Origin of the sequence: Nocardioides sp. 1609 (assembly GCF_004522105.1) — a bacterium.
Lineage (GTDB): Bacteria > Actinomycetota > Actinomycetes > Propionibacteriales > Nocardioidaceae > Nocardioides.
Window position 1 is genome coordinate 429,777 of the sequence record NZ_SPUJ01000001.1, and the last position, 15,322, is coordinate 445,098.

The following is a 15,322-nucleotide window of genomic DNA, read 5'->3' on the forward strand; positions in this document are numbered from 1 at the left end:
GTGTCACGATGTCCCCGGTCGACGCATCCACGACAGGAGACACGAACGATGAACGCTGACTGGCATCCGGACCCGACCGGTCGACACGAGCTGCGCTACTGGGACGGCTCCCAGTGGACCGAGCACGTGGTCGACAACGGCGTGCAGTCCACGGCGCCGCTCGACGCCGCCCCCTCCGAGCAGGCCAAGCCCGAGCAGGCGGGCCAGCCGGCCCAGCAGCACGGCGGCCAGCCGGCCCAGCAGCACGGCAGCCAGCAGGGTGCGCAGCAGGGTGCGCAGCAGGGTGGACAGCAGGGCGTGCCCGGGCAGGCGTTCAACGGGATCTCCGGCGACCTCATCGACGGCCGCTTCTCCGAGGTGACCGGCTCCGGCCCGCAGCTGCAGAACAACAAGCTGCTCCGGGTGCGGGTCACCGAGCCGTTCATGGCGCGGCAGGGCTCGATGGTCGCCTACCAGGGCAACGTCACCTTCGCCTTCCAGGGCGGCGGCGCCGGCCGGGTCATCAAGAAGGCGCTGACCGGCGAGGGCCTGCCCCTCATGCGGGTCGAGGGCCAGGGTGACGTGTTCATCGCCGACACCGCCAAGCACGTGCACCTGCTGCACCTCACGAACACCGGGATCTCGGCCAACGGCAAGAACGTGCTGGCGTTCTCGGCGTCGCTGCAGTGGAACATCGAGCGGGTCAAGGGCGCGAGCATGATGGCCGGCGGCCTGTTCAACACCACGCTGCGCGGCACCGGGTGGGTCGCGATCGTGACCGACGGCGAGCCCGTGGTCCTCAACGCCGGCGAGGCGCCGACGTTCGCCGACACCGACGCGATCGTCGCCTGGTCGGCCCACCTCGACACCTCGCTGAAGTCGACGATGAGCGCCGGCGCACTCATCGGCCGCGGCTCGGGCGAGGCAGTGCAGGTGTCGTTCCAGGGTCAGGGTTTCGTCATCGTGCAGCCCTCCGAGGGTCCGCAGGTCCCCGGCCAGTAGTCGACCCCGTCGTCGCCGGGTCGCGGGGCCGTCGGCTCGTTCGGCCCCGCGACCGCCCCTCCCGCTCTAGGCTCGACCCCATGGCGGACGACGGCGCGCGCACCGCCCGCGCCGCCGTCGTCCCGCTCGACGTCGTCGCGAGGGCCGCCCTGACCGACCTCGCCGCCACGCCGGGCGTGCACCGCGCCGCCCTGGCCCTGACCGAGGGCGGCGGCCGGCGGTTGCGGTTCACCGCGTCCGACCGCACCGGCGTCGCCGTCGAGTGGTGCCACATCGACGCCTACGACGACCTGCCGCTGACCATGACGGTCCGCACCGGCGAGCGGGTCGCGGGCACCCTCGAGGACCTCGCCCCGCTGTTCCCCGGCTGGATCGCCCGCCAGGTCGGAGGTCCGACCGCGGGCGTCGTCGCGGCCCCGATGGTGGTGCACGGCCAGGTGCTCGGCGGCGTCCTGCTGCAGCTCGAGAGCACCGAGGACCTCGAGCCGCCGCGCCGCGACGCGCTCACCGCCGGCGTCACGGCGCTCGGCGAGCGGCTGCGGCGCGCCCAGCTCCGCTCGCCGCGCCAGGGCGCGGCGCTGAGCGACGAGCCCGTGCCGGACGGCGTCCTGGTCGCCGACCTCGATGTCGACGGCGACCCGCGCGCGGTCGGCGCGGCCCGCCGGTTCGTCCGCCGGCGGCTGACCGAGTGGGGCGTCGACGACGACACGGTCGACACCGTCGTGCTGTGTCTCTCCGAGATCGTCACCAACGCCGTCATCCACACCGGGGCGGCCTCCGAGCTGCGGGTGACCCTCGAGGACGGCGTCCTCACCACGACGGTGCGCGACGCCGGCAACCACCACGGCCACCGGCCGGCGAGCGACCGCGACGGGGCCGACGGGACCGTCCCGGACGAGCCGCTGCGGGTGCACGGGCGCGGCCTCCAGCTGGTCGAGGCCCTGGCGGCTCGGTGGGGCTCGGAGGTCGACGTCGTCGGCACGACCGTCTGGTTCGTCGCCGAGACGTGAGGGCCGTCCGGCCCGGCCGCGTCGGTGACCGATCCCATCCGCCGCCGACGCCCTCCCGTTCGTCGTCCCCGGCTACGATTCGGGCATGAACCGGGCCTTCCACGACGCCAACGACGCGATGCGCGCCGGGCTGGAGACCCTCGGCGACAAGGCCGCCGTGAAGTTCGCGGCCGTCAAGCCGCGGCTGCGCGGCTGGCTCCACCTGGGCCTGACGCCGTTGGCGCTCGCCGGTGGCATCGTGCTGGTCGTCCTCTCCCCCACCACGACCACCCGCGTGGGGTCGGCGGTCTTCGCGCTCAGCGCCCTGCTGCTGTTCGGGGTGTCGGCGATCTACCACACCGGCACCTGGTCGCCGCGGGTCTGGGCCTTCCTGCGGCGCTTCGACCACGCCAACATCTTCGTGCTCATCGCCGGCACCTACACGCCGTTGACGCTGATGCTCCTGGAGGGCACCCAACGGGTCGTGCTGCTCACGACGGTCTGGTCGTGCGCCGTCCTCGGGGTGCTGTTCCGCGTCTTCTGGACCGACGCACCGCGGTGGCTCTACACGCCGCTCTACATCGGTCTGGGCTGGGCGGCGGTGTTCTTCGTCCCCGGCTTCATCGACGGGGCGAACGCCGTCCTGAGCACCGGCGTGGGGATCACGGTCCTGGTGCTGATCGCGGCGGGCGGCCTGCTCTACACGATCGGCGCCGTCGTCTACGGCTTCAAGAAGCCCGACCCGTGGCCGGAGTGGTTCGGGTTCCACGAGATCTTCCACACCTTCACGATCCTGGCCTTCGTCAGCCACTACGTCGGCGTCTCGATCGCGACCTACTCCCTGCGCTGAGCCCGGCGTCCCTGCCCGGGTCCGTCAGGTGCCGTGGGTGCCGACCAGCGCGTCCAGCACGAAGGCCCACCCCGACGCGTAGTCGGCGCGCGAGTCGGCGTCCATCCCCGGCCCTACGTGGACGACGTCCACCCGGGTCCCGGCCCCCTCGGCAGTCAGGGTCACCTCGATCCGGTCGGTGACGCCCGGGACGCCGTCGTCGAGCCACTCCCAGGTCTGCACCAGGCGACGGGGAGCGTCGAGCTCGACGTACTCCCCCGTGACCCCGACACCGGCCTCGGGCGCCTCGATGCGGTAGCGGCCGCCTGTCCGCGCGTCGACGTCGTAGGTCGTGCCGGGCCAGTGGCTCCACCACCAGCCCGCGAGCCCCTCGGACGTCGTCCAGGCGGCCCAGACGGTCGCGGGCGAGGCGTCGACGGTGCGGTCCAGGTGCAGGGCGTGCTCGCTCATGGCCGCAGTCTCTCCCGCTCCTCAGCCCTCCGGCTACCGTGCAGGCATGGCCACCATCGAGCTGACCAGTGACAACTTCGCCTCGCACGTCGAGGGCGACGACATCCTCCTCGTCGACTTCTGGGCCAGCTGGTGCGGTCCGTGCCAGCAGTTCGCGCCGACCTACGAGGCGGCCAGCGAGGCGCACCCGGACATCACCTTCGGCTCCATCAACACCGAGGAGCAGCAGCAGCTCGCGGCATCCGCCGGCATCCGCTCGATCCCGACGCTCATGGCGTTCCGCCAGGGCATCCTGGTCTTCTCCCAGCCCGGTGCCCTCCCGCCGGCCGCCCTCGACCAGGTGATCGCCGGCGTCCAGGGACTCGACATGGACGACGTGCGGCGCCAGGTCGCCGCGGCGGCGGCGAGCTCGGAGTCGGCCGGGCAGGCCTGACGCCGCCGCTCCGCCCGGGCCGCCCCGCCCACCCCTACCTCGCGCGCTTCACCTTCCGGCCGAGCTTCGGCAGCGTCGTGCCGCGCCCGTGCAGCATCGTCATCAGCTGGACCAGCTGCTGCTCGTGCTTCTCGGTGCGGGTGAACGACGTCAGCGGCAGGGCGGCCTTGAAACGCTGGCGGGCGATCGCCTTGGCGTAGGTGAACTCGCGCAGGCCGTCGGGACCGTGGATGCGGCCGAAGCCGGAGTCGCCCACGCCGCCGAAGGGCAGGGACGGCACGGCGGCGAAGGTGATGACGCCGTTGACCGCGGTCATGCCGGAGCGGATCTGCCCGGCGATCTCCATGCCGCGGGCCTTCGAGAACACCGTCGAGCCGAGCCCGTACGACGTCGCGTTGGTGCGTCGGATCGCCTCCTCGACCGTGCCGACCCGGGCCACGGTGACGGTGGGTCCGAAGGTCTCCTCGCAAACGGCGCGCGAGTCCTCGGGCACGTCGACCAGGATCGTCGGCTGCACGTAGCGGTCGCCGACGGCGTCCGCGCCGCCGACGAGGGCTCGGCCGCCGCGGGCGAGGGCGTCGGCGATGTGGGCGCGGATGACGTCGAGCTGCTTCGGCATCGTGATCGGCCCGAGGGGCGAGTCCAGCGAGTCGTCGGCGCGCAGCCCCTCGGCCTTGGCGACCAGCAGGGCGAGGAACTCGTCGTAGACCTTCTCGTGGACGTAGACGCGCTCGACGCCGGTGCAGGTCTGCCCGGCGTTGCTGCACGCGCCCCACAGGGTGGCGTCGGCGGCGGCGTCGAGGTCGGCGTCGTGGTCGACGATGACGGCGTCCTTGCCGCCGGCCTCGATGACGACGGGGGTGAGCGTCTCGGCGCAGGCCGCCATCACCCGCTTGCCGGTGGCGGTGGAGCCGGTGAAGGCGACCTTGTCGACGCCGGCGCGGCAGAGCGCGGCGCCGGTGTCGCCGTACCCGGTGACCACGGAGAGGACCGGGCGACCGACGGCCTCGCGGAAGGTGCGGGCCAGCCACTCCCCGACGCCGGGGGTGAACTCCGAGGGCTTGAAGACGACCGCGTTGCCCGCGGCGAGGGCGTAGCCGATCGAGCCCATCGGCGTGAAGACCGGGTAGTTCCACGGGCCGATGACGCCGACGACGCCGAGCGGCTTGTACTCGACCGTCGCGGCCTGGTTGGCCATCAGCAGCCCGGACGACACCTTGCGCCGGCCGAGGTGCTTCGCGGCGTGGGTGGCGGCCCAGCCGAGGTGGTCGATGCCGAGGGAGGCCTCGAGCAGCGCGTCGCCGTGCGGCTTGCCCGTCTCCTGGTGCACGAGGTCGGCGAGCTGGGCCAGGCGGCGGGTGATGACGCCCTTCCAGGCCACCAGCCGCTCGGCCCGCTCGTCGAAGGTGAGGGCGCCCCACCAGGCGGCCTCCTCGCGAGCGGCCAGGACGGCGGCCGCGACGTCCTCCTCGCCGTGCACGGGGTGGCTGGCGACGACGTCGCCGGTGATCGGGCTGAGCGAGTCGAAGCTCTGCCGGGCGCCCTCCTCGTGGGTGGGCTGCCGGTCGTCGTGGATCGTCATCGTGCGCTCCTGATGAGGTCGGCCGCCTTCTCGGCGACCATGATGGTCGGGGCGTTGGTGTTGCCGCGGGGCACCGAGGGCATCACCGAGGCGTCGACGACGCGCAGGCCCTCGACGCCGCGGACCCGCAGGTGCTCGTCGACGACGGCGTCCTCGCCGCTGCCCATCGCGCACGTCGAGGTCGGGTGGAACGTGGTCTGCGTGTAGGTGCGGATGTGCTCGACCAGCTCCTCGTCGGACGGCGCCGCGTCGAGGCCGAACGGACGGTCGACCAGCGCCGCCATCGGGCCCTGCTGGGTGATCTCCATGACCCGGCGGCAGCCGGCCAGCATGGCGTCGAGGTCGGTCTGGTCGTCGAAGTACGCCGCGTCGATGGCCGGGTGCCAGCCCGGGTCGGCCGAGCGGAGCCGGACGCTGCCCCGGCTGGCGGTGCCGACGAGGGTGGCCAGCACCGTGACCATCCGGCTGGTCGGCTCGACCATGCCGTCGCCGTACAGCCCGGTGGGCAGCACGTGGGCCTGCAGGTCGGGCGCGGGAAGTCCGTCGCGGGAGCGCCAGAACCCGCCGGTCTCGGCGATGTTGGAGGTCAGCGGCCCCTGCTTGCGGGTCTTCCACCGCAGGAAGTTGCGCAGCGTGTTCAGCTCGGCCAGGTCGGTGGTGTCGCGGGTGTGCCACACCATCGGCGTGTAGGGGTGGTCCTGCATCCCGCTGCCGACGCCGCCGAGCTCGACCCTGGCGGTGATGCCGACCTCGGCCAGGTGGGCGGCCGGGCCGATGCCCGAGAGCATCAGCAGCTGCGGGGAGTTGATCGCCCCGCCGCTGAGCAGCACCTCGCGACGGGCGCGCGCGGAGTGCTCGCGGCCGCCCTGGCGGAACGTCACGCCCGACGCGACGGGCGTCGACCCGTGCGCGGGTGTCGTCAGGTCGAGGCCGGTCGCGAACGCGCCGGTGGCGATGGTCAGGTTGGGCCGCGCCAGGACAGGCTTCAGGTAGGCCTCGTACGTCGACCAACGGCGACCCCCGTTGCAGGTGACCTGGTAGGGGCCGGCGCCCTCCTGCTCGGCGCCGTTGAAGTCGTCGTTGCGCTTCAGCCCGGCCGCGACCGCGCTCTCGACCCACGTCGAGGTCAGCTCGTGGGTGTAGCGACGGTCCTCGACCACGAGCGGCCCGTCGGTGCCGTGGAACGGTCCGCCGAGGCGGGTGTTGGCCTCGGCCCGCACGAAGTACGGCAGGACGTCGTCGTAGCCCCAGCCGGTCGCGCCGTGCTCGTCGCGCCAGGCGTCGTAGTCGACCCGGTTGCCGCGGATGTAGATCATCGCGTTGATCGAGGAGCACCCGCCGAGCGCCTTCATCCGCGGCCAGGCCGCCCGGCGGCCGTGCAGCTGCTTCTGCTCGGTGGTCTGGTAGTTCCAGTCCCACTTCGTCTTGGCGAGGGCGGCGAAGGCCGCCGGGATGGCGACCTCGTCGACGTCCGGGGTGCCGCCCGCCTCGAGCAGGAGCACCGTGGTGGCGGGGTCCGCGGTCAGGCGGTTCGCCAGGACGGCACCGGCGCTGCCGGCGCCGACGATGACGTAGTCGTACGTGTCGTAGGTCACGACGCGAACGTACTCCTCAGTAGGGCGCACGTCAGGGGGTCGGCGCTGTTCGCGGACCCTGGTCCGGCGGGTCGATCGACCCCCGGGCCCCGGGCCGCGACCCCGGGGGTCGCCCGCCTGGCGGCCTAGCGTCCTGACTCGGGGTCGGCGTCCTTGCCGAGGCGGGGGGCGCCACCGCCGGCGCCGTCACCGGCCTCGTCGGCGGCGGCCTGCTCGCGCACCTGTCGCGCCGCCGCCAGCCCGCGGAGCGGGACGCCGGGGCGCGGCTTCTTGTCGGTGGGGTCGTAGAGCCCGGCCTCCTCGGCCCGGTCGACGTTCTTGAGCCGCTTGGTGAGGCTGAAGCCGAGGATCACGACCGCGGCGATGAGCAGGCCGAAGATGAGGAACGCCGTCCAGCCGGCGACGACGTCCTCGTCCTCGGGGACCGCCATCACGGCGACCTGGGCGAGCTGCGTGAGGGTGGCGGCCATGTCAGACCTTCTCGGTGTCGGTGTCGGGTACGGGTGCGGGGATGCCGGCGAACAGGTCGTCCTCCGGCAGCGTGCTCGGCACGTGACTGGTCACGAGCTCGAAGTCCTCGGTGGGCCAGACCTCGACCTGCAGCTCGCGCGGGATCGCGAACCACATGCCGTCGGGGTCGATCTGGGTGGCGTGGGCGAGCAGCGCCTGGTCGCGGACGCCGAAGTACTCCCCGCACGGGACCCGCGTGGTGATCCGGTCGTCCCAGTCGGGCTCGCGCTTCCACTCGCGCAGCCGCTCGGTGTAGGGCGACTCGAGGTCGTGGTCGAGCATCGCCTGGTGCAGGCGGTTGGTCTTCTCCCAGCTCCAGCCGTGGTGGTAGTAGAGCTTGAGCACCTGCCACGGCTCCCCGGCCTCGGGGTAGCGCTCCGGGTCGGCGGCGGCCTCGAAGGCCGCGACGCTCACCTCGTGGCAGCGGATGTGGTCGGGGTGCGGGTAGCCGCCGCGCTCGTCGTACGTCGTCATCACGTGCGGCCGGAAGCTGCGGATGAAGCGGACCAGCCGCTCGGTCGACTCCTCCAGCGGCACCAGCGCGAAGCACCCGTCGGGCAGCGGCGGCTTGGGGTCGCCCTCGGGCCAGCCGGAGTCGACGAAGCCGAGCCAGTCCTGCCGGACGCCGAGGATGTCGCGGGCCCGCTCCATCTCCTGGCGGCGGATCTCGGTGATGTTGGCCAGCACGTCGGGCCGGTCCATCTTCGGGTTGAGGATCGAGCCGCGCTCGCCGCCGGTGCAGGTGACGACGTGGACGTCGACGCCCTGCTTCACGTACATCGCCGTGGACGCCGCTCCCTTGCTCGACTCGTCGTCGGGGTGCGCGTGCACGTGCATCAGGCGGAACCCGGCGTACGTCGCCGGGTCACCGGGCTGGTGGGACGGCTGCTGGTCGGGCTGGTCCTGCGGGTCCTGCGGCATGGGGCCAATCGTAGAGTGGCACGGTGAGCGACACCGACCTGGCCGACCGCTACGGCACCCGCGCCACCTGGCGGCGTCCCGCACTCCTGACCGCGGTCGTGGTCGTGGTCGTGGCCGCGGCGGCCGTCCTGGGATGGATCATCAAGGGCCAGGCCGACCCCGACGTCGCCTCGGGCCAGCTCACCTTCGACGTCGTCGACGACCGGACGGCGTCCGCCCGGTTCACCGTCGACAAGGACGACGACGTCGAGGCGACCTGCACGCTCCGGGCCTACGCCGAGGACCACAACCTGGTCGGCACGGTGTCGTTCGTGGTCGGGGCCGGCACCAGCGGCACGGTCGAGCGGGACGTGTCGACCGACCGCCGGGCGACGTCCGTCGAGCTGGTCGGGTGCACCGCCCCGGGGCAGAGCCGACCGCGCTGACCGTGCTGGCGCACCCCCGGGTGACCGTCCTGTTGGTAGTGTCGATCATTCGGCCGTCCGCGCTGGGCCCCTTCCGTGGCCCGCGGCGGCCCTTTCGACGTACGAACCCACGCACCCCCGAGCAGCACAGGAGTACCCCCATGACCCAGTCGACCGAGCCCGGCACCACCTGGCTCACCCGCCGCGCCCACGACCAGCTGAAGGCCGAGCTGGAGAACCTCAAGGGCCCGGTGCGCGAGGAGATCGTGACCCGGATCAGCGAGGCTCGCGACGAGGGCGACCTCAAGGAGAACGGCGGCTACCACGCCGCCCGCGAGGAGCAGGGCAAGAACGAGGGCAACATCCGCCTGCTCGAGGAGCTCCTGCTCAAGGCGGTCTCCGACGACCCCGACGACGACGGCGTCGTCGGCGTCGGCAAGGTCATCACCTACAAGTTCGAGGGCGACGACGACGACGAGGCCGAGCGCTTCCTCCTCGGTGCCCGCGAGAACGAGGACTACGTAGACGTCGACGTCTACTCACCGCAGGCCCCCCTCGGCGAGGCCCTCCTCGGCGCCAGCAAGGGCGACAGCGTCGCCTTCGAGGCCCCGACCGGCAAGACGCTGCAGGTCGTCGTCCTCGACGTCGCGCCGTACACCGACTGACCCTCCCCTCGCTCGACCCGGTCGATCCCCTCGGACCCGAACCCGCTGGCCGGGCCGAGACCACCCCGCACCCCCGCTGGTCGAGCCGCGACCACCCCGCACGCCCGCTGGTCGAGCCGGCGAGCGCCAGCGAGCCGAGTCGAGACCACCCCGCACCTCCGCTGGCCGAGCCGGCGACCGCCAGCGAGCCGAGTCGAGACCACCCACACCCGAACCCGCTGGTCGAGCCGGCGAGCGCCAGCGAGCCGAGTCGAGACCCCCACACCGAGGTCTCGACTCGCGGTGACTCCGTCCCCGCGGCTCGACCGGCAACCGCTGGTCGAGCCGGCGAGCGCCAGCGAGCCGAGTCGAGACCACCCGCACCCGAGGTCTCGACTCGCGGTGACTCCGTCCCCGCGGCTCGACCACCGGCAACCGCTGGTCGAGCCGGCGAGCGCCAGCGAGCCGAGTCGAGACCCCCACACCCCAACCCGCTGGTCGAGCCGGCGAGCGCTGGCGAGCGCTGGCGAGCGCTGGCGAGCCGAGTCGAGACCACCCACACGGAGGGTCTCGACTCGCGGTGACTCCGTCCCCCGCGGCTCGACCACCGGGGGTCGCGGCCAGCTCGACCACCGGGAAGCGGCCCGGCTCGACCGCCGGGGGCGGGGTTACTCCAGGACGCGGTAGCCGCGGGCGCGCAGGCGCCCGGTGACGAGCTCGGCGTGCGGCAGCCCGCGCGTCTCGAGCTGGAGGTGGACGTCGACCTCGTCGAGGTGCAGCGAGGGCGAGATGCGCTCGTGGGCGACCTCGAGCACGTTGGCACCGGTCTCGCCGACCTCGGCGAGCAGCCGCGCCAGCCCACCCGGGACGTCGGGGATGTTGACGTGCAGGTTGAGGTAGCGGCCGGCCGCGGCCATGCCGTGCTGGATCACCTTGCCGAGCAGGATGGGGTCGATGTTGCCACCGGAGAGGACGGCCACGGCGGGCGTCCGGTACGCCGTGGGGTCGGCCAGCAGCGCGGCCACGGCCGCGGCGCCGGCCGGCTCGACGACCATCTTGGCGCGCTCCATCAGGGCGAGGAGGGCGCGTGACATCTCCTCCTCGGTGACGGTGACGATCTCGTCGACGAAGTCACGGACCGCGGCGAAGGTGAGGTCGCCCGGCATGCCGACCGCGATGCCGTCGGCCATCGTCTTCATCGAGGTCAGCGGCACCGGGGCGCCCTGCCGCAGCGACCCCGGGTAGGCGGCGGCGCCCTTGGCCTGGACGCCGATGACCGAGACCTCGGGCCGCAGCGCCTTGACCGCGATCGCGATGCCGGCGAGCAGCCCGCCGCCCCCGGTCGGGACGACGACCGTCTCGACGTCGGGCACCTGCTCGAGGATCTCCAGACCGACGGTGCCCTGACCGGCCATCACGTCGGCGTGGTCGAAGGGGTGGATCAGCACGGCGCCGGTCTCGGCGGCGAAGCGGCGGGCCCCGACGAGCGCGTCCTCCAGGTAGCGGCCCTCGAAGACCACCTCGGCGCCGTAGCCGCGGGTCGCCTTCTCCTTCGGGATCGGCGCCCCCTCGGGCATGAAGACCGTGGCCCGGATCCCGAGCCGCTGGGCAGCCAGGGCGACGCCCTGCGCGTGGTTGCCGGCCGACGCCGCGACCACGCCGCGGGTCCGCTCCTCGGCCGAGAGCCGGGAGATCCGCACGTAGGCGCCGCGGGCCTTGAACGACCCGGTGCGCTGGAGGTTCTCGCACTTCAGCGACACCGGCCCGCCGACGAGCGCGGAGAGCCAGCGCGACTCCTCCATCGCCGTCTCGATCGCGACACCGCGCAGCACCTCGCGGGCGGCACGGACGTCGTCGATCCCGATGCCCTCGCCGGGAGCGCTCACGCCCGTCCCTCGAGCTCGGACGTCGCCCGTGACTCCTCGTAGTCCTCGGCGAGCTCCTCCTCGGGATCCGAGCCGGGCTCGGTGTAGGACGCCAGGTGCTGGACGACGGCGTTGACCGCCGCGGCGAGCGGGACCGCGACGAGGGCGCCGGCGATGCCGGCCACCAGGACGCCGCCCGCGATCGCGAGGATGACGCCGAGCGGGTGCACCGACACCCACCGGCCCATCAGGAACGGCTGCAGGATGTGGCCCTCGATCTGCTGCACGCCGATGACGACGGCCAGCATGATCAGCGCCGTGATCGGACCCTGGTCGACGAGCGCGACGAGGACGGCGACCGTGCCGGCGATGGTGGCACCGATCATGGGCACGAACGCGCCGAGGAAGACCAGCACGCCGATGGCGAGCACGAAGGGCACGTCGAGCACCGCGGCGCCGATCACGATGCCGATCGCGTCGACCGCCGCGACGATGACCGTGGCCCGCACGAACTGGGTCAGCGAGATCCAGGCGACCCGGCCCGAGGCGTCGACCCGCTCGCGCGCCGCGCGCGGGGAGAGCCGCACCAGCCAGGACCAGATGCGGTCGCCGTCGGCGAGGAAGAAGTAGGTCGAGAACAAGATGATGAAGAACCCGGCGAGGACGTGGCCGAGCGCGCTGCCGACCTCGGTGGCCTGCGCGAACCAGTCGTTGTCACGGGTCCGGTCGGTGATCGTGGCCTGGGCCTGCTCGATGTAGGAGTTGATCTGGGTGTCGCTGGCGTGCAGCGGACCGTCCTTGAGCCAGTCGCGGATCTCGTCGAGCCCCTTGACGGTCGAGTCGGCGAGGTCGTTGGCGCCGCTGGCCACCTGCTGACCGGCGAAGGTGAGCAGCATCGCGATGAAGCCGAGCAGCCCGACCACGACGACGATCGCCGCGAGCCCGCGCGGGAGACCGAGACGGCGCAGCCCGGACACGACAGGGCTGGACAGCGCGGTGATGAGCAGCGCGATCGCCAGGGGCAGCGTCACCACCGCGAAGAACGCCGTGAGCCACAAGATGACGTAGCCCGCCGCGCAGATGACCAGGAAGCGCCAGCCCCAGGCCGCGGCGAGGTCGAGGCCCCACGGCACCTGCGCCTGGCTGAAGTTCGAGGCCCCGCCCGCGACGGCCGGCGTCGAGGCGGCGTCGTGGCGGCGCTCCTCGCGCATCTGCGCCCACTGGGCGGCGATCCGGGCGACCACACGCTCCTCGCGCTCGCGCTCCCGTGCCTCCGCGGTGTGCTCGGCGCCGCGCTGCCAGCGGCGGCGGCGGCTGCTCTCCTCCTCGGCCCGCCCCGCGGGGTGCGCGGGCTGGTCGACGGGCCGGTCGACGGGCCGGTCGACGGGCCGGTCGACGGGCCGGTCGACGGGCCGGTCGACGGGCCGGTCGACGGGCTGCTCAGCGGGGCGGTCGGCGGGCGCACCGCTGGGGGTCTTCTCGAGGTCGCGCACCTCGGGATCGTCGGGGGTCACCGGGCCACCCTAGGCGCGCCGAGCAGGCTGCCGGCCAGCAGCCGGGCGGTCCCGGGGTGCTCGGCGGCGAGCAGCCCGACCGCGGCGAGCACGTGGTCGGCGTCCAGGACGACGCGGGCCCGCTCGGGGAGCTGCCAACCGCCCTCGACGGCGGGGCCGGTGCTGCCGGCCAGGACCCGGTCGACCACGCCGGGGCGGCCGTGCCGCAGCGCTCCCCCGGAGGCCACCACGAGGTCGACCTCGCGCAGGTCGGTGCCGGTGCGCTCCACGACGCGGCCCTCGGGCCCGACCACGACGCGCGACCGGCCGGCGTGCCGGCGCAGGGCCAGCCCGGCAGCGGCCCGGGCGATCGCCTCGTCGTCGTCGCGGTCGGCGTCGCTCTCGGGGAGGTACGCCGGGTCGGCGGTGCGGCGGGCGGCGGCCGCCGCGAGCGTGTCGTCGCCGGCGGCCTCGGCGGTGGTGACGGCCGACCAGCGCATCCCGAGGTCGCCCTCGACGGTGCGGGTGACGGCGGTCGGCGCGACGACGTCGCGGGCCAGGGCCCCGTCCTCCGGGTCGAGGTCGACCACCGAGTGGACGTCGGTGGTCGCGCCCCCGACGTCGACGACGACGACGTCGCCGGCGGACGCCGCGAGCACCTCGACCCCGGTGAGGACGACGTCCGGTGTGGCGCCCCGGACCATCGCGACGAACTCCTCGCCGTCCCCGCGGGCGCTGAGCTCCTTGCCGCCGATGACGTGGGACAGGAACATCTCGCGGACCGCCGCCCGTGCGCCGTCCGGGTGCAGGACCCCGATCTGTGGGACGACGTTGGCCGCGACGACGTGCGGGACGTCGCCGAGCAGGGCCGAGACCTCCTCGACGGCGTCGGCGTTGCCGGCCACGACGACCGGGCCCCGCCAGCCGGACCCGACCAGCGAGCGGGTCGCGGCGATGATCACCTCGGCGTTGCCGCCGTCGGTGCCGCCGGTGAGCAGGACGACGTCGGGGTCGGCCAGCGCGCCGAGCTCGACGGGGCCGGCCGCGGCGGCCACGACGGCGACCACCTTGCCGCCGCTGGACAGCGCGACCCGGCGCCCGGCCTCGGCCGTGACGAGCTCCTCGTTGCCGACGACGGCGATCCGCAGCCCGCCCCCGGCGCTCGAGCAGGCCAGCACCGGCACCTCACCGCGGCCGACGGCGTCCGCGAGGCCGAGCGTCGCCAGGCAGGCGTCGAGCCCGTCGAGGACGTCGGTGTCGATCGTGGTGCGGTGCTCGGTGCGGCCGACGACCACGCCGGTGGCGAGGTCGACGAGTGTCGCCTTGGTGTAGGTGGAGCCGAAGTCGACGCAGAGGACCTCCGGGTCCCGAGACCCCGAGGACGTCCCCTCCGCGGGCCCGGCCGGCACTACCTCGGACCGAGGGCGCGGTCGAGGTCGGCCAGCAGGTCGTCGGCGGTCTCGATGCCGACCGACAGCCGCACCAGGTCGTCGGGCACCTCGAGCTCGGTGCCGGCGACGCTCGCGTGGGTCATCCGGCCGGGGTGCTCGATCAGCGACTCGACGCCGCCCAGCGACTCGCCGAGGGTGAACACGCTCGCGCGCTCGCACACGGCGAGGGCCTGCTCGACGCCGCCGGCGACGCGGAAGGACACCATGCCGCCGTACCGCTTCATCTGGCGGCTCGCGACGACGTGGCCGGGGTGCTCGGGCAGGCCCGGGTAGATGACCTGGGTCACGGCCGGGTGGCCGGTGAGGAACTCCACGACCCGCTCGGCGTTGTCGCAGTGCCGGTCCATCCGGACCCCGAGCGTCTTGAGGCCGCGGTGGGTCAGGAAGCAGTCGAACGGGCCGGGGACGGCGCCGATGGCGTTCTGGTGGAAGGCGACCTGCTCGGCGAGCTCGTGGTCGCGCACGACGAGCGCGCCGCCGACGACGTCGGAGTGGCCGCCGACGTACTTGGTGGTGGAGTGGACGACGACGTCGGCGCCGAGGGTCAGCGGCTGCTGGAGGTACGGCGAGGCGAAGGTGTTGTCGACGACGAGCAGCGCGCCGGCGTCGTGGGCGACGGCGGCGAGCGCCTCGATGTCGCCGATGTTGAGCAGCGGGTTGGTGGGAGTCTCGAGCCAGACCAGCTTGGTGCGCCCGGGCCGGATCGCCGCGCGCACGGCGTCCACGTCGGAGACCGCCGCCGGGGTGTGCTCGACGCCCCAGGCCTGCTCGACCTTGTCGAAGAGGCGGTAGGTGCCGCCGTAGGCGTCGTCGGGCAGGACGACGTGGTCGCCCGGCCGGCAGGTCGAGCGCACCAGGGTGTCCTCGCCGGCGAGACCGGAGGCGAAGACGAACCCGCGCTCCCCCTCCTCGACCGAGGCGAGCGCACCCTCGAGCGCGGTGCGGGTCGGGTTCGCCGAGCGGCTGTACTCGTAGCCGCCGCGCAGTCCGCCGACGCCGTCCTGCTTGTAGGTCGAGGTGGCGTAGATCGGCGGGATCACCGCGCCGGTGGTCGGGTCGGGGTCGTAGCCGGCGTGGATCGCACGCGTCTCGAACCCGGCCTTGGAGATCTCGTTCTGGGTCACCTGGACGAGGCTACCCAGCCCCGGGGGAGC

The 15,322-nt window shown here is 73.6% G+C and carries 15 protein-coding genes; 6 read left to right on the top strand and 9 right to left on the bottom strand.

Translation table 11 applies throughout. From position 1 onward, the window contains the following. Positions 1–48 precede the first annotated feature (48 nt). The 3 genes from E4623_RS01920 (at position 49) to E4623_RS01930 (ending at position 2,820) form a co-directional block, all read left to right on the top strand. Positions 49–981, top strand: coding sequence for an AIM24 family protein (locus E4623_RS01920; protein WP_134764825.1), 933 nt, complete (start codon positions 49–51; stop codon positions 979–981). Between the two features lie 80 nt (positions 982–1,061). After that, positions 1,062–1,991, top strand: coding sequence for an ATP-binding protein (locus tag E4623_RS01925; protein WP_134764826.1), 930 nt, complete (start codon positions 1,062–1,064; stop codon positions 1,989–1,991). A gap of 85 nt (positions 1,992–2,076) precedes the next feature. Next, on the top strand, positions 2,077–2,820 hold the full coding sequence (locus E4623_RS01930; protein WP_209020447.1) for a hemolysin III family protein: 744 nt from the start codon (positions 2,077–2,079) through the stop codon (positions 2,818–2,820). Positions 2,821–2,844: 24 nt separating this feature from the next. Here the strand turns inward: E4623_RS01930 and E4623_RS01935 are convergent, their stop codons facing one another. After that, positions 2,845–3,270 carry an SRPBCC domain-containing protein gene (locus E4623_RS01935; RefSeq protein WP_134764827.1) on the bottom strand — a complete coding sequence of 142 codons (426 nt, stop codon included), beginning with the start codon at positions 3,268–3,270 and terminating at the stop codon, positions 2,845–2,847. Between the two features lie 46 nt (positions 3,271–3,316). Between E4623_RS01935 and E4623_RS01940 the strand changes: the two genes are divergently transcribed. Then, a complete protein-coding gene (locus tag E4623_RS01940; protein ID WP_134764828.1) occupies positions 3,317–3,703 on the top strand; it encodes a thioredoxin domain-containing protein in 387 nt (128 codons plus the stop codon). A gap of 34 nt (positions 3,704–3,737) precedes the next feature. On the opposite strand, the gene E4623_RS01945 is transcribed toward E4623_RS01940, so the two are convergent. The 4 genes from E4623_RS01945 to mca all read right to left on the bottom strand — a co-directional run bounded on the left by E4623_RS01945 (position 3,738) and on the right by mca (position 8,227). Next, the gene (locus E4623_RS01945) at positions 3,738–5,285 is read right to left on the bottom strand and encodes an aldehyde dehydrogenase family protein (RefSeq protein ID WP_134764829.1); all 1,548 of its coding nucleotides are present in this window, start codon (positions 5,283–5,285) and stop codon (positions 3,738–3,740) included. Further along, the gene (locus tag E4623_RS01950) at positions 5,282–6,880 is read right to left on the bottom strand and encodes a GMC family oxidoreductase N-terminal domain-containing protein (RefSeq protein ID WP_134764830.1); all 1,599 of its coding nucleotides are present in this window, start codon (positions 6,878–6,880) and stop codon (positions 5,282–5,284) included. Before E4623_RS01950 ends, E4623_RS01945 begins: the two co-directional genes overlap by 4 nt. A 125-nt stretch (positions 6,881–7,005) precedes the next feature. After that, positions 7,006–7,350 (bottom strand): hypothetical protein, encoded by a 345-nt coding sequence (locus tag E4623_RS01955; protein WP_134764831.1) that lies wholly within the window; start codon positions 7,348–7,350, stop codon positions 7,006–7,008. A gap of 1 nt (position 7,351) precedes the next feature. Further along, entirely contained in the window at positions 7,352–8,227 is an 876-nt protein-coding gene (mca, locus tag E4623_RS01960) for a mycothiol conjugate amidase Mca (protein ID WP_245154876.1), read from the bottom strand. 107 nt (positions 8,228–8,334) lie between these two features. On the opposite strand from mca, the gene E4623_RS01965 reads away from it, so the two are divergent. Both E4623_RS01965 and greA read left to right on the top strand, forming a co-directional pair. Continuing rightward, complete coding sequence (locus E4623_RS01965; RefSeq protein WP_134764833.1) at positions 8,335–8,736, top strand: DUF4307 domain-containing protein; 402 nt, start codon at positions 8,335–8,337, stop codon at positions 8,734–8,736. A 140-nt stretch (positions 8,737–8,876) separates the two neighbouring features. Then, entirely contained in the window at positions 8,877–9,380 is a 504-nt protein-coding gene (gene greA, locus E4623_RS01970; RefSeq protein WP_134764834.1) for a transcription elongation factor GreA, read from the top strand. Between the two features lie 647 nt (positions 9,381–10,027). On the opposite strand, the gene ilvA is transcribed toward greA, so the two are convergent. Genes ilvA through E4623_RS01995 form a run of 4 tightly spaced genes read right to left on the bottom strand, consistent with a single transcriptional unit; the run spans position 10,028 to position 15,292 of the window. Beyond that, on the bottom strand, positions 10,028–11,245 hold the full coding sequence (ilvA, locus tag E4623_RS01975; protein WP_134764835.1) for a threonine ammonia-lyase: 1,218 nt from the start codon (positions 11,243–11,245) through the stop codon (positions 10,028–10,030). Beyond that, a complete protein-coding gene (locus E4623_RS01980) occupies positions 11,242–12,738 on the bottom strand; it encodes an AI-2E family transporter (RefSeq protein ID WP_245154782.1) in 1,497 nt (498 codons plus the stop codon). Before E4623_RS01980 ends, ilvA begins: the two co-directional genes overlap by 4 nt. Further along, positions 12,735–14,126: a glutamate mutase L gene (locus E4623_RS01990; protein WP_134764837.1), complete on the bottom strand. Its 1,392-nt coding sequence runs from the start codon at positions 14,124–14,126 to the stop codon at positions 12,735–12,737. Before E4623_RS01990 ends, E4623_RS01980 begins: the two co-directional genes overlap by 4 nt. Then, positions 14,126–15,292: a cystathionine gamma-synthase gene (locus E4623_RS01995; protein ID WP_245154783.1), complete on the bottom strand. Its 1,167-nt coding sequence runs from the start codon at positions 15,290–15,292 to the stop codon at positions 14,126–14,128. Before E4623_RS01995 ends, E4623_RS01990 begins: the two co-directional genes overlap by 1 nt. Between the last annotated feature and the right edge of the window lie 30 nt (positions 15,293–15,322).